Below are 19,311 nucleotides of genomic sequence, written 5' to 3'. Positions count from 1 at the left end.
GCCTATAAAAAGTGGTCCAGCATGCGGCGGCTGGCTTTGTCCAGCGCCGCTACGTCGCGCACCAGGTATTGCACGCCATGGGCATCGGCGATAAGCAGCGTCGACCCCGAAAGCCGGCGGATGTCTTCTTCGGCCTTCAGCAGCAGCACGGCCTCGCCGCGGTCGGTTTCCACTTGCCAGCGGCTGGGGGTGGCGAAACTGGAAGCATGCCGGATGCGGCGTATTTCAGGCATGAATTCGCGGCTGGCCAGTTCATCTTCCACGAGGCGGCGGATGTCCTCGGGCAGATCCGCCAGGCTGTCTATCCACACCAGCTCCGAGCCGTCGGCGCCCACCAGCGCAATCCCCTCATCCGGAGCCGAAATGGGAAAGCTGCGCACCGGCACGATGGTATCGTAGACGCGCCCGGCTATTCCCAGCACCAGGCGGCCGTAAGGGTCGCGGCTGAGGCGGAAGTCCTGCGGGTGCATGGTTGTTTGGGCCGCCTGCTTCATGCTATGCCTCGTTCTGTGTCGTCGTCGCCCCAGCCCTCGTTGCCGGGGCCGGCTTCCGCCTGGGCCACCTGGGCCTGGTGCAGGCGGAAGTAGGGTCCGTTGCGGGCCATCAGTTCGTCGTGTTTGCCCACTTCGACGATTTCCCCCCTGTCGAGCACCACCAGCCGGTCGGCCTGGCGCAGAGTGCTCAAGCGGTGGGCGATGGAAATCGTCGTGCGGCCGCGCACCAGATTGTCCAGCGCTTTCTGGATCTCTTTCTCGGTGGCGGTATCGACCGACGAAGTGGCCTCGTCGAGTATCAGTATGGGCGGGTCGATCAGCAGCGCGCGGGCGATCGAGATGCGCTGGCGTTCGCCGCCGGACAAAGCCTGGCCGCGCTCGCCGACCAGGGAGTCATAGCCATGGGGCAGGCGCAGGATGAATTCATGGGCGTTGGCGGCCCGCGCGGCGGCGATGATTTCCTGCCGCGTGGCCTGCGGCTTGCCGTAGGCGATGTTTTCGGCGATGGTGCCGAAGAACAGGAAAGGCTCTTGCAGCACCAGGCCGATATTGCGCCGATATTCCGAGATCGACAGCGAACGGATGTCGACGCCGTCCAGGCGTATCGCCCCCTGAGATACATCGTAGAAACGGCATATCAGGTTGACCAGGGTGCTTTTGCCCGAGCCGCTGTGCCCGACCAAACCTATCATCTCGCCGGGCGCGATGTCCAGGTCGATGCCGCGCATGACGGCGCGGTTGCCGTAGCGGAAACCGACGTTGCGCAGTTCGATGCGCCCCTGCACATGCTCGATGTGCACCGGCCTGGCGGGCTCGGGCACGCTGGACACATGGTCAAGGATGTCGAAGATGCGCTTGGCGCCCGCCGCGGCTTTCTGCGTGAACGAAACGATGCGGCTCATGGAATCGAGCCGCAGGTAGAAGCGGCTGATATAGGTCAGGAAGGCGGTCAGCACCCCGACGGTGATCTCGTTGTACGACACCAGCCAGATGCCGAAGGCCCACACTATCAGCAGTCCGATTTCGGTCAGCAGGGTCACCGTGGGGGAAAACAGCGACCATATCCGGTTGACCCGGTCATTGACCGCCAGATTGCGATTATTGGCTTCGCGGAACCGCGCCACTTCGCGCCGTTCCTGGGCGAAGGCCTTGACGACGCGGATGCCGGGAATGGTGTCGGCCAGCACATTGGTGATTTCCGACCAGATGCGGTCCACCTTTTCGAAGCCGCGCCGCAAGCGGTCGCGCACCAGGTGGATCAGCCAGGCGATGAAGGGCAGGGGTATCAGGGTCACCACCGCCAGCCATGGGTTGATGGAGATCAGGATAGCGGCCGTCATCACGATCATCAGCACATCGGTGGCGAAATCGAGCAGGTGCAGCGACAGGAAGACGCAGATGCGGTCGGATTCCGAGCCGATGCGCGCGATCAGGTCGCCGGTGCGCTTGCCGCCGTAATATTGCAGGGACAGCTTCTGCAGGTGTTCATAGGTGCTGGTGCGCAGATCGGCGCCTATCCGTTCGCTGACCCAGGCAAGAATATAGGTGCGTCCCCAGCCCAGCAGCCAGGCCAGCAGCGAGGACCCGAGCAGGGCGCCCAGGTAGATCTGGACCAGCCGCCAATCGATGGGCACGCCGTTCTGGAAGGGGATCAGCACCTTGTCCATCAAGGGCATGGTCAGGTAGGGCGCGACCAGGGCCGCCGCGGTGGAGGCCAGCGTCAGCAGAAAACCGGTCAACAGTAGCAGGCGGTAGGGTTTGGCGAAGCGCCACAGGCGCAGCAGCGCCCAGGTGGAAGGGGGCGACTGCACTTGCGCGGCGCCCTCCGGATGCGGCTCGGGCTCGCGCGCGGGCGGGGGGGCCAGGCCGAGCTTCAGGTCGCGCTGGCGTTCGAAGCAGGCGATCCAGTGCAAGGCAGCCGCATGGTGGCCCAGGGTATAGCGCCAGACGGCCAGCCGCGCATGGCTGTCGCGCAGCTCCAGCGTGCCGACGCCGGCGTGATCGTGGTGGCGCAAGGCCAGCCCTGGCCGAAACGACCATGCCTGCCATTCGGCATCCCCCGCGCCCTTGGCCAGCAATTGGCGGTCGGTGACCACGAGCAGGCCGCTGGCATAACGCAAATGGGCGTCCAGGTCTATCATCAGCCAGGAAATCACGATTTCCCGCTCGGAAAGCCGGTCGGCCAGGGACGCGCGCCAAGAGTCCGGCAAGTCGTCAGCGACGTAGCCAGTATCAATTGTTTCTGTTTTCATTGGTTCCGCGTGACGTGTCGCCAAGTAGGGTGACTTATAAAGGGATGGGGCGCTATTGTCACGTTGAAGAGTCTTGCTGTGTAAGGAGGACGGATTTTAGTGTGGTTTTTTTGCGTCTGGCATTGCAATTTTCTTCTCTTTAAGCAGGCTTGGCAAACACTTGGCTCAATAATTGCCGTTAAATACGCTTCATCCCCCTTTCTTCGTTCCCGCGCGGCACATCCTTCGACATTCCAGATGCAAAAGAAATACATAGAATTCATCAGCATGATGTCTCTGCGTGGGCCGAATATCTGGGCCTATCGGCCAGTCATCGAGGCATGGGTCGATATCGGCGAGCTGGAAAACTATCCATCCAACACCATACCGGGGTTCTACGAGCGCCTCAGCGGCTGGCTGCCGTCCCTGGTCGAGCACCGCTGCAGCGTGGGCGAGCGCGGCGGTTTCTTGCAGCGCCTGCGGCAAGGGACTTGGCCGGCCCACATCCTGGAACACGTCACCCTTGAATTGCAGAACCTGGCGGGCATGCCCGGCGGATTGGGCCGCGCGCGCGAGACCCCGGTGCGCGGCGTGTACAAGGTGATAGTGCGCGCCTGGCATGAACCGGTGACCAAGGCGGCGCTCTACGCGGCGCGCGATCTGGTCATGGCGGCGATCGAAGACCGGCCGTTCGACGTGGCGGGCGCCATCGAGCAATTGCGCGAGCTTACCGACGATTTGCGCCTGGGGCCCAGCACCGCGTGCATCGTGGATGCCGCCGATGACCGCGACATTCCGACCATACGCCTGAGCGAAGCCAACCTGGTGCAGCTGGGCTATGGCGCGCGCCAGCGCCGCATCTGGACGGCGGAAACCGACCGCACCAGCGCAATCGCCGAAAGCATCTCCCGCGACAAGGACCTGACCAAAAGCCTGCTGCAGGCTTGCGGCGTGCCGGTGCCCGAGGGGCGCCTGGTGGAAACCGTGGATGAAGCCTGGGAGGCGGCCGAGGCCATCGGGCTGCCGGTGGTGGTCAAGCCCTGCGATGGCAACCATGGGCGCGGCGTCTTCACCAACCTGATGACCCGGGCCGAAATCGAAACGGCCTACGCCATCGCCGTCGACGAAGGCAGCGGCGTAGTGGTCGAGCGCTTTATCCGCGGCGACGAGCATCGCCTGCTGGTGGTGGGCGACCGCATGGTGGCGGCGGCGCGCGGCGATGCCGCCACAGTGGTGGGCGACGGCGCCAGCACGGTGCAGGCCCTGATAGAAAGCCAGTTGAATTCCGACCCGCGGCGCGGGCGCGACGAAGACCACCCGCTGAACTTCATACGCCTGGATTCGGCTGCCATGCTGGAGCTCAGGCGCCAGAACCTGCTGCCCGATTCGATTCCCGCCGCGGGCAGGCGGGTCCTGATCCAGCGCAATGGCAATGTCTCGATCGATGTGACCGATATGGTGCACCCGAGCGTGGCGGCGACCGTGGCGCTGGCCGCCAGAGTGGTGGGCCTGGACATTGCTGGCGTCGATCTGGTCGCCGAGGACATTGCGCAGCCCCTGGCGGGCCAGCGCGGCGCGATCGTCGAAGTCAATGCCGGGCCGGGCCTGCTGATGCACTTGAAGCCGGCCGCCGGCGAGCCGCGCCCTGTGGGCCGGGCCATCGTCGACCATCTGTTTCCCGATGGCGACACCGGGCATATCCCCATCGTCGGGATCAGCGGCAGCAAAGGCAAGACCACGGTCGCCTGCCTGGTCGCGAACCTGCTGCAGCTGAGCGGCCTGTACACCGGCCTGGCCTGCGGCGCCGGGCTCTTTTTCGCGCGCCGGCACGTGCAGAAGACCGATGGCGCCAACTGGGCCGCGGGGCGCCGCGTGCTGCTCAACCGCGCCGTGCATGCGGCGGTCATTGAAAACGGCTGCCGCAGCATCCTGAGCGAAGGCCTGGCCTACGACCGCTGCCAGGTGGGCGTGGTCACCAACCTGGACCCGGCGCAGGCTTTCCCGGAATACTACGTTCAAGACGCCGAACACGTCGCCAAGGTCTTGCGCACCCAGGTCGACGTGGTGCTGCCGGGCGGCGTGGCGGTTCTCAATGCGGACGACCAGGCGGTCGCCGACATGGCGCCTCTGTGCGACGGCGAAGTCATTTTCTTCGGAATGGATGCGGCCTCGGCCGTTATTGGCCAGCACCGGGACCAGGGCGGCCGCGCTGTCTTCGTGCGCCAGGAACACATCGTCCTCGCCCACGGGCCGGATGAAATTCTGCTCTCCAAGACCTCCTCCGTGCCCCTGACCAATGCCGGGCTGCTGGCCTTCCAGATCCAGAATGTGCTGGCCGCAGTGGCCGCGGCCTGGGCGCTGGGCATAGGCGCCGAGCTGATCCGCGCCGGCATAGAAGCCTTTGAGGCCGAGTCCGTCGGCTTTCTCCCGGAAAGTGCGCCGACGGCATTGGAAGCGCCGGCCTGACGCCTGCGCCGCCGACAAGATCAAAACCCGGCCCTAGCGGCATTTGTGGCAATAAGGAAGTCTGGCTGATGGAAGTTTCACGTGTAAGAGCCCTGCGCGGCCCCAATCTCTGGTGCCGCCAAACCGTCATTGAAGCCATCGTGGCTTGCACCGAGGCGGAGTGCGTCATCGGCGACATGGACGCCTTTGAAACCCGCATGCGCGCCCGCTTTCCCGATATCGATATCCTCAAGCCGCCCGGCCAGGAACAGCCCAATTCGATTGCGCATGCCCTGGCGTCCGCCGCCTTGTGCCTGCAGACCAGGGTGGGCTGCCTGCTGACCTACAGCCGCACTTCGCTGACGATAGATCCGGGCGTTTATCAAGTCGTCATCGAATACAGCGAGGAAGCCGTGGGCCGGCTGGCCTTCGAACTGGCCGAGGCGCTATGCCTGGCCGCCATGCAGGACCTGCCTTTCGATGTGGCCGGCGCGCTGGCGCGGCTGCGCGCGCTCAACGAGGACGAGCGCCTGGGCCCCAGCACGGGAGCCATCGTGCAGGCGGCGCTCAAGCGCGATATTCCCTACCGGCGGCTGACGCGGGGCAGCCTGGTGCAATTCGGCTGGGGCAGCAAGCAGCGCCGCATCCAAGCCGCCGAGACCGACCGCAGCGGCGCGATCGCCGAGGCGATCGCGCAGGACAAGGAATTGACCAAGACCCTGCTCGCGGCGGCCGGCGTGCCGGTGCCCGACGGGCGCTGCGTGAGCAGCGCCGAGGATGCCTGGGCCGCCGCTTGCGAGATCGGCGGTCCCGTGGTGATCAAGCCGCGCGACGGCAACCAGGGCAAGGGCGTGGCGGTCAACGTGCAGGGCCGCGAGCAGGTGTTGGCCGCCTATGCGGGAGCTGAAGCCCGCGGTTCGGACGTCATCGTGGAGCGCTACTTCCCGGGCCACGACTTTCGCCTGCTGGTGGTGGGCGACAAGCTGGTCGCCGCGGCGCGGCGCGACCCGCCTCAAGTCACGGGCGACGGGGAGCGCAGCATTGCGCAACTGGTCGAATTGATCAATGCCGATCCGCAGCGCGGCGAAGGCCATGGCACTTTGCTGACCAGGATAAAGCTGGACGATATCGCGCTGGCCACCATGGCCACGCAGGGATATGCCGCCGGCTCCATCCCCGAGAAAGGCGCTCTGGTGACCCTGCGCAATAACGCCAACCTGAGCACCGGCGGCACGGCAACCGACGTTACCGATCACGTGCACCCGGAACTGGCGGCTGGCGCGGTCGCCGCCGCCCAGATGGTCGGTCTGGACGTCTGCGGCCTGGACCTGGTCAGCGACAATGTCTACGAGCCGCTGGACAAGCAAGGCGGCTGCGTCGTCGAGATCAACGCCGCGCCCGGGCTGCGCATGCATTTGAGCCCGTCTTTCGGCAAGGGCCGCGATGTCGGCGAAGCGATCGTCAACGACATGTTCGCCGAAGGCGAGAACGGCCGCATCCCGCTGGTGGCGGTAGCCGGCACCAATGGCAAGACCACCACCGTGCGCCTGATCGCCCACCTGATCGCCGGCAGCGGCCGGCGCGTGGGCATGACCAATTCCGATGGCGTCTATATCGGCAGCCAGCGCATCGATACCGGCGACTGCAGCGGCCCGCGCAGCGCGCGCAACGTGCTGCTGCACCCGGATGTGGACGCTGCGGTGTTCGAAACCGCCCGGGGCGGCATATTGCGCGAAGGACTGGGCTTCGACCGCTGCAACGTCGCCGTCGTGACCAATGTGGGCATGGGCGATCATCTGGGCCTGAGCTATATCAGCACCGTCGAGGACCTGGCCATCGTCAAGCGCGTGATTGTGGAGAACGTGGCCGCCGACGGGGTCGCCGTGCTGAACGCGGCCGATCCCATCGTTGCCGCCATGGCCGAGAACTGTCCCGGCGCCGTCACCTTCTTTTCCAGCGACCGCAATCATCCGGTGCTGGCGACGCATCGCGCCCAGGGCCGCCCCGTGGTGTGCGTCGAGGATGGCGCCATTGTCCTGGCGCAAGGCGGCTTCGAGCGGCGTTTCGCCCTGGACGCCATTCCCCTGACCCGCAATGGCGCCATCGGCTTCCAGGTCGAAAACACCATGGCGGCCCTGGGCGCCGCATGGGCGCTGGGACTGGACTGGGACTGCGTGCAGGCCGGCCTGGCTTCCTTTGTGAGCGATGCCGAAACGGCGCCTGGCCGCTTCAACGTATTTTCCTACCGCGGCGCGACCCTGATCGCGGACTACGGCCATAACCCCGACGCCATCCTGGCCCTGGTGCAGGCGATAGACACCATGCCCGCCGCCAGGCGTTCGGTGGTCATCAGCGGGGCCGGCGACAGGCGCGACGTGGATATACGCCGCCAGACCGAGATCCTGGGCGACGCCTTCGACGATGTGATCCTGTACCAGGACATGTGCCAGCGCGGCCGCGGCGACGGCGAAGTGGTGGCCCTGCTGCGCGAGGGCCTGGCCCATGCGCAGCGGACCACGCGGATACAGGATGTGCGCGGCGAGTTCCTGGCGATAGACACGGCTCTCGGGCAATTGGAGGAGGGCGACCTGTGCCTGATTCTTGTCGACCGGGTCGAGGAAGCGCTCGCGCACATCGCCTTGCGCATCGCGCAGGAACAGGGCGTCCGGGAGGCGCTGAAAGCCTAGCGCGGCCGCCGTGCGCGCACAAGTTTTCCGGCCTGGCCGGGCATGGCATATGCTTACGTGTTATTTTCTCTGTCTGGCGGGTTGAAATGCCGGCCATGCACAGGAATAATGAGACCGTAGACATTCCAGGATCCAATGCCAGGAGGTTCATCATGCCAGCAAAATCCCAGGCCCAGCAAAAAGCGGCGGGCGCCGCCCTGTCGGCCAAGCGCGGAGAAACGAAGGTGGGCGAGCTCAAGGGCCCATCGAAGTCCATGTACAAATCCATGAGCGAAAAAGAACTCGACGATCTGGCTTCCACCAAGCGCAAAGGCAAGCCCGAACACAAATCCGAGTCCTAGCCATATGCCGGCCCCGCCCCTGCGCGTGTGCCGGCTTTCTTTTTGAAGGGGATCCCCATGAGCCGTTCGCCCGATACCGATTTTGACAGCCTGTTGCCGCCGCTAGCCCTGAGCAGGCGGGACTTCATCGTGACCTCCCTGGCCGGCGGCTTTGCCCTGGCCGCGGGCCCGGTCGCCGCGCAAACCGCCATCAAGACCGATGCGAAGGGCCTGGTAGTGGGTGAAATCAAGGTGCCGGTGGCCGATGGCAGCGTTCCGGCATACCGGGCGGCGCCCGATGGCAAGACCGGGCTGCCGGTCGTCCTGGTCATCCAGGAAATCTTCGGCGTGCATGAATACATCAGGGATGTCTGCCGCCGCCTGGCCAAGGAAGGCTATATGGCGATTGCGCCCGAACTCTATTCGCGGCAGGGGGACCCCTCCCGGTATACCGAGGTTTCGCGGCTGATAAGCGAAGTGGTGAACAAGGTGCCCGATGCGCAGGTGCTGGGCGACCTGGACGCAACGGTGGCCTGGGCGGCCCAGAATGGCGGCAATGCCGAGCGCCTGGGCATCACCGGCTTTTGCTGGGGCGGCCGGATAGTCTGGCTGTACACCGCGCACAACCCCAAGGTCAAGGCCGGGGTGGCCTGGTACGGCCGGCTGGTGGGCAATGCCGACCCCTTGCATCCGACCCAGCCCATCGATATCGCCACCAAGCTGAACGGCCCCGTGCTGGGGCTGTACGGCGGACAGGACGCGGGCATCACGCAAGATTCCATCGATGCCATGAAGCAGGCCCTGGCCAAGGGCGATGACGCGTCGCAGGATTCCACCTTTGTGGTCTATCCGGACGCCGGGCATGCCTTTCACGCCGATTACCGCCCCAGCTACCGGGCCGACGCGGCCAAGGACGGCTGGTCGCGCGCCTTGCAATGGCTGGACAAGTCCCTGAAATCATAAGGCCGCCCGTCCGGGCCGGCGCTGCATAAGCTTCCAATAATGTAATGGTAGGCAAAGGGCGCGGCCGCCGGTACGATAACGGAATTTTCCCCAAGCTTGGAGTCGAACCATCACTATGCATCTTGCCGCCTTTCCCCGCATCCGCCTGGGCCATTTCCCGACGCCGCTCGAATTCATGCCCAATCTCACCAGGCATCTGGACGGCCCGAATCTCTACATCAAGCGCGATGACTGCACCGGGCTGGCCTCGGGCGGCAACAAGACCCGCAAGCTCGAATTCCTGGCGGCGCAGGCGCTGGAGCAGGGGGCCGACACCTTGATCACCCAGGGCGCGGTCCAGTCGAACCACGCTCGCCAGACGGTGGCCGCGGCGGCGCGCCTGGGCCTGAAATGCAAAATCCTGCTCGAGCAGCGGGTCGCCGGCGCCAACGAAGAATACGAAGAATCCGGCAACGTGCTGCTGGATCGCCTGATGGGCGGCGAGATCGTGGCGCGCCTGCCGGCGGGCAGCAATATGCAGCAGGCAATGGAAGACCTGGCCGCCGAACTGCGCGGCGCCGGCCACAAGCCTTATGTCATTCCCGGCGGAGGCTCCAATCCCGTCGGCGCGCTGGGCTATGTCGGCTGCGCGCAGGAATTGTTGAACCAGTCTTTCGAAACGGGCGTGCGCATAGACCATGTGGTGCACGCCACCGGCAGCACCGGCACCCAGGCGGGGCTGGTGGTGGGCCTGCGCGCCAGCAATAGCGGCATACCCGTTTACGGCGTCAGCGTGCGCGCCGCCAGGCAGCAGCAGGAAGAAAACGTCTGGAAGCTGGTGCAGGCCACCGTCGACTACATGGGCCTGCCCGCCGCATCGGTGGAGCGCGCGGACGTCGTGGCCAATTCGGATTACGTCGGGGCCGGCTACGGCGTGCCCACTGACTCCATGCTGGAAGCCCTGCGCCTTACCGCCGGCCTGGAGGCGATACTGCTCGACCCGGTATATTCCGGCAAGGGCATGGCCGGGCTCATCGACCTGATCCGTTCGGGCCATTTCAAGAAGGGCGAGAACGTCGTGTTCATCCATACCGGCGGGTCGGTGGGCCTGTTCGGCTATCGGCAGGCGCTTTCAGGTCAGGCTTGATTCCAGCCCCGTCTTCCGGCCTTATCAGGGAAAACGAGAAAATGCGTTGGTTTCTTTCTGGAAGAAACGCTTTATCATCTGTCATGACACGGTAGACTCGTTTCCCTAGTGTCCTGTTTGGTTAGTTCGTGCACTCGAATTAGCCAAACAGGACACTAACCCACCAAGGAGTTCAGCTATGAAGAAATCCGTAATTTTCTGTTGCGCGGCATTGGCGCTGGCCGTCATCGCCCCTGTGCATGCCGACGGCAGGCTGGACAAAATCAAGTCCAGCGGCGAAATCGCGCTGGGCCACCGGGATACCTCCATTCCGTTTTCCTACCTGGACGACAGCCAGAAGCCCATCGGCTACTCCATGGACATCTGCTACCGCGTCATCGAGGCGGTGAAAGCCAAGCTGGGCATGGACAAAATCAATGTCAAGCTGGTGCCGGTGACTTCATCCACCCGCATTCCCCTATTGGCCAATGGCACGGTGGACTTGAACTGCGGCTCGTCGACCAACAATCAGGAGCGCCAGGCCCAGGTGACCTTCGCGCCGACGACTTTCGTCACGGCGACCCGTTTCGTATCGAAGAAATCGGCGGGCTACAACGATCTCGCCGACCTGAAAGGCAAGACCGTCGTCTCCACCGCCGGGACCAGCAATATCAGGTGGCTTACCGACGCCAACGATGAACAGAAGCTGGGCATGAAAATCATCCCCACCAAAGACCATGCCGAGGCCTTCCTGACCGTCAACAACGGCCGCGCCGCGGCCTTCTTCATGGACGACATCCTGCTGGCGGGCCTGGTGGCCACCTCGCGCAACCCCGCCGATTGGGCGATCAGCAAGAAGGCCTACACCGTCGAGCCCTATGCGATCATGGAACCCAAGGACGACCCCGAGTTCAAGAAGGTCGTGGACGATGCGATCATCGCCATGATGAAGGACGGCACGCTCGCCACGATGTACAAGAAATGGTTCGAGTCGCCCGTGCCGCCCAAGAACGTCAATCTCAACTGGCCCATGAGCGACCAGCTCAAGCGCGTGGTTGCCCACCCCACCGATTCGCCTGATCCAAACGACTATAAGTAAGTAGTCATACGCATGAATTACAACTGGAACTGGCTCGTCTTTTTCAATCAGGCGCCGGGCGGCGGCACCTATCTGGACACCTTGCTCTACGGCCTGGCCTGGACTGTTGGAACCGCCGCCTTGTCATGGGCGCTGGCTTTGTCTTTCGGCACAGCCGTCGGGGTCGCCAGAACCACCAATCTTCCTTGGGCCAGGCGGCTGGGCACCGCCTATGTCGAGCTGTTCCGCAATGTGCCGCTGCTGGTGCAGATGTTCTTGTGGTATTTCGTCATCCCCGAACTCGTGCCCAGCGCGATCGGGGACGCCATCAAGGATGTCGCCCCGCCCTGGGGGATTTTCATTCCCGCCGTGCTGTGCCTGGGGTTCTACACCTCTTCGCGGGTGGCCGAACAGGTGCGGGCCGGCATCGAGTCCCTGCCGGTCGGGCAGCAGATGGCGGCCACCGCGCTGGGCCTCAAGCCGCATCAGGTATACCGCTATGTGCTGCTGCCTACCTCGTTCCGCATCATCCTGCCGCCCTTGACCTCGGAGCTTTTGAACCTCATCAAGAATACGTCCGTCGCCTTCACCATAGGCTTGTTCGAGCTGGTCGGCGCCGCGCGCTCCATGCAGGAATTCAGCTTCCAGGTCTTCGAAACCTTTGCCATGGCGACCCTGTTCTACCTGATCCTCAACCTGGTGGTCGTCTACGGCATGGGCATGCTGGAACGGCGGCTGGCCGTGCCCGGCTTCATCGCCGCGGCGTCCGCCGCCCCCGAGATCACGCTATGAACGGCTTCGACTTCAATGTCATCGAACGGTCCTGGGTCTACCTGTTCCGCGACGGGATGGTGTTCACCCTGCAGCTGACGGCCATGTCGGCGACAGGCGGCCTGATACTGGGCACCCTGCTGGCGATGTGCCGGCTGTCGGGCATACGGCCGCTGGCCGCGGTGGCCGGGCTCTACGTGAACCTGCTGCGCGCCCTGCCGCTGATCCTGGTCATTTTCTGGTTCTATTTCCTGGTGCCCTACATAGGCGCATGGATTACCGGCGCCAGCCGGCCGGTATCGGTGGGCGGCTTCACCTCGGCCCTGATCACGTTCACCCTGTTCGAGGCGGCGTATTTCTGCGAGATCATGCGGGCGGGCATACAGTCGGTGCCGCGCGGCCAGGTGGCGGCCGGCTCGGCGCTGGGCCTGACTTATTGGCAGGTAATGGGCAATGTGGTCCTGCCGCAGGCCTTCCGCAACATGACCCCCATCCTGCTGACGCAGACCATCGTGCTGTTCCAGGACACTTCGCTGGTCTATGTGCTCTCGCTCACCGATTTCCTGGGCGCCGCCACCAAAGTGGCCCAGCGCGATGGACGCCTGATTGAAATGTATTTATTCGTTGCCGTGGTGTATTTCATCATCAGCTATGGCGCATCGCTTTTTGTGCGCTACCTGCAGCAGCGCACGCGCATAGCGCGCTAACGGCCGGACCGGTGGTTTGAATTGAAATGTTGGAATTGAAATGATAGAAATCAAGCACGTCAGCAAATGGTACGGGGCTACGCAAGTGCTGGATGACTGCAGCACCCGGATCGCCCATGGCGAAGTGGTGGTGGTTTGCGGGCCGTCCGGCTCGGGCAAGTCCACCCTGATCAAGACCGTCAATGGCCTGGAGCCCTTCCAGAAAGGGGAAATCATCGTGGACGGCATTTCGGTGGGCGCGCGCGATACGGATCTGCCCAAGCTGCGCGCCCGCATAGGCATGGTCTTCCAGAGCTTCGAGCTGTTCCCGCACTTGTCCGTAACCCAGAACCTGGTGCTGGCCCAGGTGAAGGTGCTGGGGCGCAGCCAGGGCGAAGCCGCGGCCCGGGCCGCGAGCCTTCTGGACCGCGTCGGCCTGCGCGCGCACCAGGACAAATTCCCCGGGCAGTTGTCCGGCGGCCAGCAGCAGCGCGTGGCCATCGCCCGGGCGCTCGCCATGGACCCCATCGCCATGCTGTTCGACGAGCCCACCTCGGCGCTGGACCCGGAAATGGTCAATGAAGTGCTCGACGTCATGGTGGACCTGGCCAGCGAGGGCATGACCATGATGGTCGTCACGCATGAAATGGGCTTCGCGCGCAAGGTGGCCGACCGGGTCATCTTCATGGACGTCGGCAGGATAGTCGAAGACTGCACGAATGAAGAATTCTTCGGCAACCTGGAAGCCCGTTCCGAACGCGCCCAGTTGTTCCTGTCCAAGATTCTCCACCACTGAGCGCAGCCATGAAGCAGGGCGAATTCGACGGCCGTTTCCTGGGCGTGCTGGGCGGCATGGGCCCGATGGCGGGAGCCGCCTTCATGGCTCGCCTGACGGCCCTGACGCCGGCCGGGACCGAGCAGCAGCATATTCCCGCCATTCTATGGAGCGACCCGCGCGTGCCGGACCGGCCGGCGGGCTACATGAAACAGGGCGCGGATCCCTTCCCCTGGATGGCGCATGGCCTGGGCCAGCTGGAGCGCCTCGGGGCCAAGGCCATTGCCATTCCCTGCAACACGGCGCATCTCTGGTATGAAGAGCTGGCCGCCGCGGCCGGAGTGAGGCTGCTGCATATCGTGCAGGCGGTGATAGCCGATTTGCGCCGCCATGGCATAGACCGCGGCCGTATCGGCCTGATGGGCACGGCGGTCACCTTGAAGCTGGGGCTGTACCAGCAGGCCCTGCGCGAGCAGGGCTATGACTGCATAACGCCGGCCGACGACGAACTCGAGCGTTTCTGCACTCCTTCCATCCTGCATGTCAAGGCCAACCGCATCGACCAGGCCTACGCGCCCGCCGTGGATTGCGCAAGGCTGCTGCAGGACCGTGGCGCCGACGCCATTGTTTTCGGCTGCACCGAACTCCCCCTGGCCGTGCCGCATGCCTTGCGCGCGCAACTGGGCGTGACGATCAGCGACTCCATCGACGCCCTGGCGCTGGCCGCCATTGACTGGCATCAGTCCGGGAAGCCATAGCGCATAGCGCAACCTCGCCTTTCCACGGCGCGGCCGGCCTCAGGGCCGGTCATTGCGGAACCAGCCCGTCAGGCTCCACCTGGCTTGCCCGCAAGGCAGCACTTCATGCGGTATCAGGTCGCTGCGAAACAGCACCAGCCGTCCGGGCTGCGGCAGGATGCGCTGGATTTCCCGGCCGCTGTCGTCGGGCGAGTACAGGCAGAGTTCGCCGCCGTCCGCGCTCGCCCATTGCCGGTTCAGATACAGCACCAGCGAGATGCGCCGCTGTGGATTGTTCTGGTGCTGGTCCAGGTGTTTCTTGTAGCCGCGGCCTTCGGAATACCGGGCGAAGTGAAATTCCGCGCTATTGAGGCCGGCATAGAACTGGCGGTTCAGGTCCAGCCGCAGCGCGTCGGCCCAGAGCAGGAAATTGTCAGCCGCCGGGCTGGCCTGGCCGGGCGAGAGCCAGCAGATGGAATCGCCGCGGATGGCGGGAGCAAGCGATGAACTGTGCTGGCGCCCGATGCGCGCTTCGTGGAAATGGCTGGCGTCCCATTCCTGCCGGCATGCCCGGTACAGGCTTTCCTGCAGGGCCGGAGCGATCATGTCGTCGGCTGCGGCCCAGTATTGGCTGGCGAGCGCATCGAAAAACGCTTCATGCGGGTCCATGAGGCACCGTCGTCATAGTATGGTGCATATCGTTCACGGTAAAGGTTTCTATTATATAGACAAGCGCCCCGCCGCCGCGCTTGCGGCGCCGATGCGGCAATCAAGCAAAATCGCGCCTTCCTGTAGCGGTTCTATGCCCAGGCCGAGCGTGGCGGCCTCGGGCAGCGTGAGCCGCAAGCTGTCGCCTTCTTCCAGCACATAGGCGATGCCGGCGTCCGGGGCCGCGATGCGGTACGCGCCTTCTGCGCAATGCAGCACGGCGCTGCCCTGGTCCAGGCTCAGCCGCTGGCCGCTCCTGCGGACATCCAGTCGGCCGGCGGCGCGCCCGCGCCGCCACATAAGGTTGAAGTCCTGGATGGGTCCGTCGGGAAGCTCGGCCTCGATCGATGCTTCCCCGGGGAAGCGCAGCGGCTCGCCCGGGCGCAGGATGTGCCTTGCCCCGGTGGCGGTATTGTTCATCACCATGGCGCCGCCCCGCCTGACGACAATGATGCGGTCGATTCCCTCAAACACCGAGAAGGGGCCCGCCTGGGCGACATCCGCCATGCTGACGCGCCACGAGAACGCGTCGAACGCGGCCCCCGGAGGCTGCGCCGCGATCTCGCGTGTAATGCCCGAGCCATTTTTCCATGGCACGGGCTTGAGATCCGCGGCGCGGATCAGTTGCACGTCTATTGTCGAAAGCGCGGGTCTGGGCATGTGGGTCATCCAATTTTCTTAGCTGCCTGCACGGCAGTGAACCCTAGGCCATTATATCGGGGCATTTCCACTTCTTTCTTAACTGCCTGCACGGCAGTGAACTGTTCACTGTAGTAGTTCGGCTGACGCCATCCTTTCTTAACTACCTGCACGGCAGTGAACAGACGATTGCGTCGCAGGCACGGGCCTGGTGTTTTCTTAACTGCCTGCACGGCAGTGAACAAGGACAACGAGGCGTCCTGCACCCAGGACATTTTCTTAACTGCCTGCACGGCAGTGAACACCGGATCCGGCCCAAAGTGCGGGTGCGTGATTTTCTTAACTGCCTGCACGGCAGTGAACCCCTGCGGCATGGCTTCGCTGATGGCCTTTGATTTCTTAACTGCCTGCACGGCAGTGAACGCAATGAATATGACCGCACGCTGCGCCTGGACTTTCTTAACTGCCTGCACGGCAGTGAACATAAAACCCTGCGACATCGCGAGTCGAGCCGGCTTTCTTAACTGCCTGCACGGCAGTGAACCGTGACCCTCTGGTTTGTAATGCAGTCGGCGATTTCTTAACTGCCTGCACGGCAGTGAACTACAACATGCTGCGGCTGACGCCCAGCATAGCTTTCTTAACTGCCTGCACGGCAGTGAACATATCTAGTCAAGATTGGAGGCGGCTGGATCTTTTCTTAACTGCCTGCACGGCAGTGAACGTGCTGCTGGTTGGTTCCATTTCGTTTCCTTGTTTCTTAACTGCCTGCACGGCAGTGAACTTCCTCCCGTCTCAACGGGAAATATTGCAGTTTTTCTTAACTGCCTGCACGGCAGTGAACCAATCAACTGCGGCTTGCAGTGCGCTGCGCAATTTCTTAACTGCCTGCACGGCAGTGAACTTGATGAGCAAGGAATCCCGTATAAGGCCATATTTCTTAACTGCCTGCACGGCAGTGAACACTATACGTCGGATGGGGCGACCCTCCACCCATTTCTTAACTGCCTGCACGGCAGTGAACCGACGGCGAGCCTGGACAATGCGACCTCGATTTTTCTTAACTGCCTGCACGGCAGTGAACCGAACTGATCGCGCCCAGCTGCGCCGCTAGCGTTTCTTAACTGCCTGCACGGCAGTGAACGTTTCGCAATCGCTGCACCATACGCGCCGCTCTTTCTTAACTGCCTGCACGGCAGTGAACTAGCGAAGGGTTCCAGCGATTATTTGAATCTATTTCTTAACTGCCTGCACGGCAGTGAACGCAATATGGTGAACGGCGTCTACACCCCTGATTTTCTTAACTGCCTGCACGGCAGTGAACTTCGAGGCCGCCGAGCGGTCGCCGGTGTTCGATTTCTTAACTGCCTGCACGGCAGTGAACAAAAGGAATAACCCCAGCTTACCCCCCACCAATTTCTTAACTGCCTGCACGGCAGTGAACTTCGAGGCCGCCGATTGGTCGCCGGTGTTCGATTTCTTAACTGCCTGCACGGCAGTGAACAGCATCGGGCGCATTCGGCCGGCCAGCAGGGATTTCTTAACTGCCTGCACGGCAGTGAACTCCTCGTGATCGCTCCAAAGCACATACCGAATTTTCTTAACTGCCTGCACGGCAGTGAACTCTTGGCTCGTCTTTTCTTGGCCGCGAGATATTTTCTTAACTGCCTGCACGGCAGTGAACGGCCAGAAGACGATGATTGGAAATCTCAAGATTTTCTTAACTGCCTGCACGGCAGTGAACAACAATTCCGCTTTGGTGCGCGCGCTGAATCATTTCTTAACTGCCTGCACGGCAGTGAACTTGGCCGACTCCATCACGCGCGGTTCGCTGTCTTTCTTAACTGCCTGCACGGCAGTGAACAGTTTGTGAGCGCCGCCCTGGGCATCACGGAATTTCTTAACTGCCTGCACGGCAGTGAACACGTCACCACGTCAGCAACACGAACGCCCCGTTTTCTTAACTGCCTGCACGGCAGTGAACTTCCCTGGTCGCCCTTGTCCCCCTTGCCGAAATTTCTTAACTGCCTGCACGGCAGTGAACATAGCGATTCGGGCCGCGTCCTTGAATGACATTTTCTTAACTGCCTGCACGGCAGTGAACGATGAAACTAGCACTTGTGCAAGCAACGATCCTTTCTTAACTGCCTGCACGGCAGTGAACTCCACCAATCGCGCCAACTCGCACGCCGTTCTTTTCTTAACTGCCTGCACGGCAGTGAACTTGATTCGTGTCCATGTTTAGCTCCTTGTACTTTTCTTAACTGCCTGCACGGCAGTGAACAAGTAAGCCGAGCTGACCACCGAATTGCTTGTTTTCTTAACTGCCTGCACGGCAGTGAACAAAGCGCATGCTCTGCGATCCGGTCGACAAACTTTCTTAACTGCCTGCACGGCAGTGAACAAACGCTGGCCGGCTACGGCGACAAGATGAACTTTCTTAACTGCCTGCACGGCAGTGAACTGCTGGCGCTGCCAGGGCGAACAGTTTGGGATTTTCTTAACTGCCTGCACGGCAGTGAACACGATGTTTGCGCAGATAAAGCTCTTCCACGATTTCTTAACTGCCTGCACGGCAGTGAACATTCTTTCGTGTGCCGCCTTATACTCTTCATATTTCTTAACTGCCTGCACGGCAGTGAACAAAATATAAAACAACAATAGCCCCGTTTGGGGTTTCTTAACTGCCTGCACGGCAGTGAACTCGGAATACCTTAGGGGTATATGCGAATTTATTTTCTTAACTGCCTGCACGGCAGTGAACTTGATTCCCCCACCGGTCTGCCAGCGCGCCCCTTTCTTAACTGCCTGCACGGCAGTGAACACATAGCTGTCTCCTTGAGCTACTGCGGTATTTTTCTTAACTGCCTGCACGGCAGTGAACAAGATGGCGAGTTGCGCATGATGTCAGGCCGCCTTTCTTAACTGCCTGCACGGCAGTGAACATGACCGTGCTGCGTTTGAGGAATGGTTTAAGTTTCTTAACTGCCTGCACGGCAGTGAACTCGGCGGCCAGCAACACCGGCAACCGCTCGGCTTTCTTAACTGCCTGCACGGCAGTGAACTTCATCCCGTGCGATCTGGCGGCGATCTTCCTCTTTCTTAACTGCCTGCACGGCAGTGAACGGCCGGTGCGCCGACGCGCAAGAGGTCATCCGTTTCTTAACTGCCTGCACGGCAGTGAACATTTCGGTGTTTTTTGACCGCCCACTTGCCTGTTTCTTAACTGCCTGCACGGCAGTGAACCAGCCAACCATTCCCCATGGTCCCGCGGCGATTTTCTTAACTGCCTGCACGGCAGTGAACGAAGCCCGAAAGGAGCGTGACTCAATGCGAAATTTCTTAACTGCCTGCACGGCAGTGAACAGTCTCAATGTCGCCACACAGGCACGGGGTCTTTTCTTAACTGCCTGCACGGCAGTGAACTGAAATAGTTCGGGCCGCTGCTGCCTACCAATTTTCTTAACTGCCTGCACGGCAGTGAACATCGTTTCGCCGCTGCGCGCCGCGATGTTCCTTTTCTTAACTGCCTGCACGGCAGTGAACGTTGCCTTGTACGAGAACATCGACGCCGAATGTTTCTTAACTGCCTGCACGGCAGTGAACGTCGTCTTGATGTTCGCCTTGGCCGCGTTCTTTTTCTTAACTGCCTGCACGGCAGTGAACACCGCT

The 19,311-nt window shown here is 62.5% G+C and carries 13 protein-coding genes, 1 pseudogene and 1 CRISPR repeat array; of the genes and pseudogenes, 10 read left to right on the top strand and 4 right to left on the bottom strand.

The window, feature by feature from the left end; translation table 11 throughout:
- Window positions 1–2: 2 nt before the first annotated feature.
- Both BUB23_RS15480 and BUB23_RS15475 read right to left on the bottom strand, forming a co-directional pair.
- Window positions 3–494: a cyanophycin metabolism-associated DUF1854 family protein gene (locus BUB23_RS15480; RefSeq protein WP_245801292.1), complete on the bottom strand. Its 492-nt coding sequence runs from the start codon at window positions 492–494 to the stop codon at window positions 3–5.
- Window positions 491–2,746, bottom strand: a complete 2,256-nt coding sequence (locus BUB23_RS15475; RefSeq protein WP_073104334.1) for a cyanophycin metabolism-associated ABC transporter — start codon at window positions 2,744–2,746, stop codon at window positions 491–493. Before BUB23_RS15475 ends, BUB23_RS15480 begins: the two co-directional genes overlap by 4 nt.
- Before the next feature lie 237 nt (window positions 2,747–2,983).
- On the opposite strand from BUB23_RS15475, the pseudogene BUB23_RS15470 reads away from it, so the two are divergent.
- From BUB23_RS15470 to cuyB, 10 genes and pseudogenes are all read left to right on the top strand, one after another.
- A pseudogene (locus BUB23_RS15470) lies at window positions 2,984–5,143 on the top strand (cyanophycin synthetase); the annotation flags it as partial.
- Window positions 5,144–5,259: 116 nt separating this feature from the next.
- Window positions 5,260–7,857 (top strand): cyanophycin synthetase, encoded by a 2,598-nt coding sequence (gene cphA / locus BUB23_RS15465; protein WP_073104333.1) that lies wholly within the window; start codon window positions 5,260–5,262, stop codon window positions 7,855–7,857.
- A 152-nt stretch (window positions 7,858–8,009) separates the two neighbouring features.
- Window positions 8,010–8,198 carry a DUF3008 family protein gene (locus BUB23_RS15460; protein WP_073104331.1) on the top strand — a complete coding sequence of 63 codons (189 nt, stop codon included), beginning with the start codon at window positions 8,010–8,012 and terminating at the stop codon, window positions 8,196–8,198.
- Window positions 8,199–8,255: 57 nt separating this feature from the next.
- Window positions 8,256–9,140: a dienelactone hydrolase family protein gene (locus tag BUB23_RS15455; RefSeq protein WP_073104330.1), complete on the top strand. Its 885-nt coding sequence runs from the start codon at window positions 8,256–8,258 to the stop codon at window positions 9,138–9,140.
- A 115-nt stretch (window positions 9,141–9,255) separates the two neighbouring features.
- A complete protein-coding gene (gene cuyA, locus BUB23_RS15450; protein ID WP_073104329.1) occupies window positions 9,256–10,266 on the top strand; it encodes a D-cysteate sulfo-lyase in 1,011 nt (336 codons plus the stop codon).
- Window positions 10,267–10,444: 178 nt separating this feature from the next.
- Entirely contained in the window at window positions 10,445–11,344 is a 900-nt protein-coding gene (locus tag BUB23_RS15445) for an amino acid ABC transporter substrate-binding protein (RefSeq protein ID WP_073104328.1), read from the top strand.
- Between the two features lie 12 nt (window positions 11,345–11,356).
- On the top strand, window positions 11,357–12,115 hold the full coding sequence (locus BUB23_RS15440; protein ID WP_073104326.1) for an amino acid ABC transporter permease: 759 nt from the start codon (window positions 11,357–11,359) through the stop codon (window positions 12,113–12,115).
- Complete coding sequence (locus BUB23_RS15435; RefSeq protein ID WP_073104325.1) at window positions 12,112–12,801, top strand: amino acid ABC transporter permease; 690 nt, start codon at window positions 12,112–12,114, stop codon at window positions 12,799–12,801. The genes BUB23_RS15440 and BUB23_RS15435 overlap by 4 nt, the downstream gene beginning before the upstream one ends.
- A 40-nt stretch (window positions 12,802–12,841) precedes the next feature.
- Window positions 12,842–13,576 carry an amino acid ABC transporter ATP-binding protein gene (locus BUB23_RS15430; RefSeq protein ID WP_073104324.1) on the top strand — a complete coding sequence of 245 codons (735 nt, stop codon included), beginning with the start codon at window positions 12,842–12,844 and terminating at the stop codon, window positions 13,574–13,576.
- A gap of 8 nt (window positions 13,577–13,584) precedes the next feature.
- On the top strand, window positions 13,585–14,313 hold the full coding sequence (gene cuyB, locus BUB23_RS15425; protein WP_073104322.1) for a cysteate racemase: 729 nt from the start codon (window positions 13,585–13,587) through the stop codon (window positions 14,311–14,313).
- 39 nt (window positions 14,314–14,352) lie between these two features.
- Here cuyB and BUB23_RS15420 read toward each other — a convergent pair whose 3' ends face one another.
- Together BUB23_RS15420 and BUB23_RS15415 are read right to left on the bottom strand one after the other, a co-directional pair.
- Window positions 14,353–14,961, bottom strand: coding sequence for a 2OG-Fe(II) oxygenase (locus tag BUB23_RS15420; protein ID WP_073104320.1), 609 nt, complete (start codon window positions 14,959–14,961; stop codon window positions 14,353–14,355).
- A gap of 51 nt (window positions 14,962–15,012) precedes the next feature.
- Window positions 15,013–15,660, bottom strand: coding sequence for a HutD/Ves family protein (locus BUB23_RS15415; RefSeq protein ID WP_073104538.1), 648 nt, complete (start codon window positions 15,658–15,660; stop codon window positions 15,013–15,015).
- A 14-nt stretch (window positions 15,661–15,674) separates the two neighbouring features.
- Window positions 15,675–19,305: a CRISPR direct-repeat array (repeat unit 28 nt; unit sequence TTTCTTAACTGCCTGCACGGCAGTGAAC).
- Window positions 19,306–19,311 lie beyond the last annotated feature (6 nt).

It is taken from the genome of Pollutimonas bauzanensis (genome assembly GCF_900129885.1).
GTDB classification, from domain to species: Bacteria; Pseudomonadota; Gammaproteobacteria; order Burkholderiales; family Burkholderiaceae_B; genus Pollutimonas; species Pollutimonas bauzanensis.
Note: the sequence above shows the minus strand (reverse complement) of the source record. Positions and strands in the feature narration are given on the sequence as shown.

Bases quoted from the DNA above. Each gene is read 5' to 3' on its own strand.
- BUB23_RS15480 (WP_245801292.1), bottom strand. From the start codon at position 494: ATGAAGCAGGCGGCCCAAACAACCATGCACCCGCAGGACTTCCGCCTC.
- BUB23_RS15475 (WP_073104334.1), bottom strand. From the start codon at position 2,746: ATGAAAACAGAAACAATTGATACTGGCTACGTCGCTGACGACTTGCCG.
- cphA (WP_073104333.1), top strand. From the start codon at position 5,260: ATGGAAGTTTCACGTGTAAGAGCCCTGCGCGGCCCCAATCTCTGGTGC.
- BUB23_RS15460 (WP_073104331.1), top strand. From the start codon at position 8,010: ATGCCAGCAAAATCCCAGGCCCAGCAAAAAGCGGCGGGCGCCGCCCTG.
- BUB23_RS15455 (WP_073104330.1), top strand. From the start codon at position 8,256: ATGAGCCGTTCGCCCGATACCGATTTTGACAGCCTGTTGCCGCCGCTA.
- cuyA (WP_073104329.1), top strand. From the start codon at position 9,256: ATGCATCTTGCCGCCTTTCCCCGCATCCGCCTGGGCCATTTCCCGACG.
- BUB23_RS15445 (WP_073104328.1), top strand. From the start codon at position 10,445: ATGAAGAAATCCGTAATTTTCTGTTGCGCGGCATTGGCGCTGGCCGTC.
- BUB23_RS15440 (WP_073104326.1), top strand. From the start codon at position 11,357: ATGAATTACAACTGGAACTGGCTCGTCTTTTTCAATCAGGCGCCGGGC.
- BUB23_RS15435 (WP_073104325.1), top strand. From the start codon at position 12,112: ATGAACGGCTTCGACTTCAATGTCATCGAACGGTCCTGGGTCTACCTG.
- BUB23_RS15430 (WP_073104324.1), top strand. From the start codon at position 12,842: ATGATAGAAATCAAGCACGTCAGCAAATGGTACGGGGCTACGCAAGTG.
- cuyB (WP_073104322.1), top strand. From the start codon at position 13,585: ATGAAGCAGGGCGAATTCGACGGCCGTTTCCTGGGCGTGCTGGGCGGC.
- BUB23_RS15420 (WP_073104320.1), bottom strand. From the start codon at position 14,961: ATGGACCCGCATGAAGCGTTTTTCGATGCGCTCGCCAGCCAATACTGG.
- BUB23_RS15415 (WP_073104538.1), bottom strand. From the start codon at position 15,660: ATGCCCAGACCCGCGCTTTCGACAATAGACGTGCAACTGATCCGCGCC.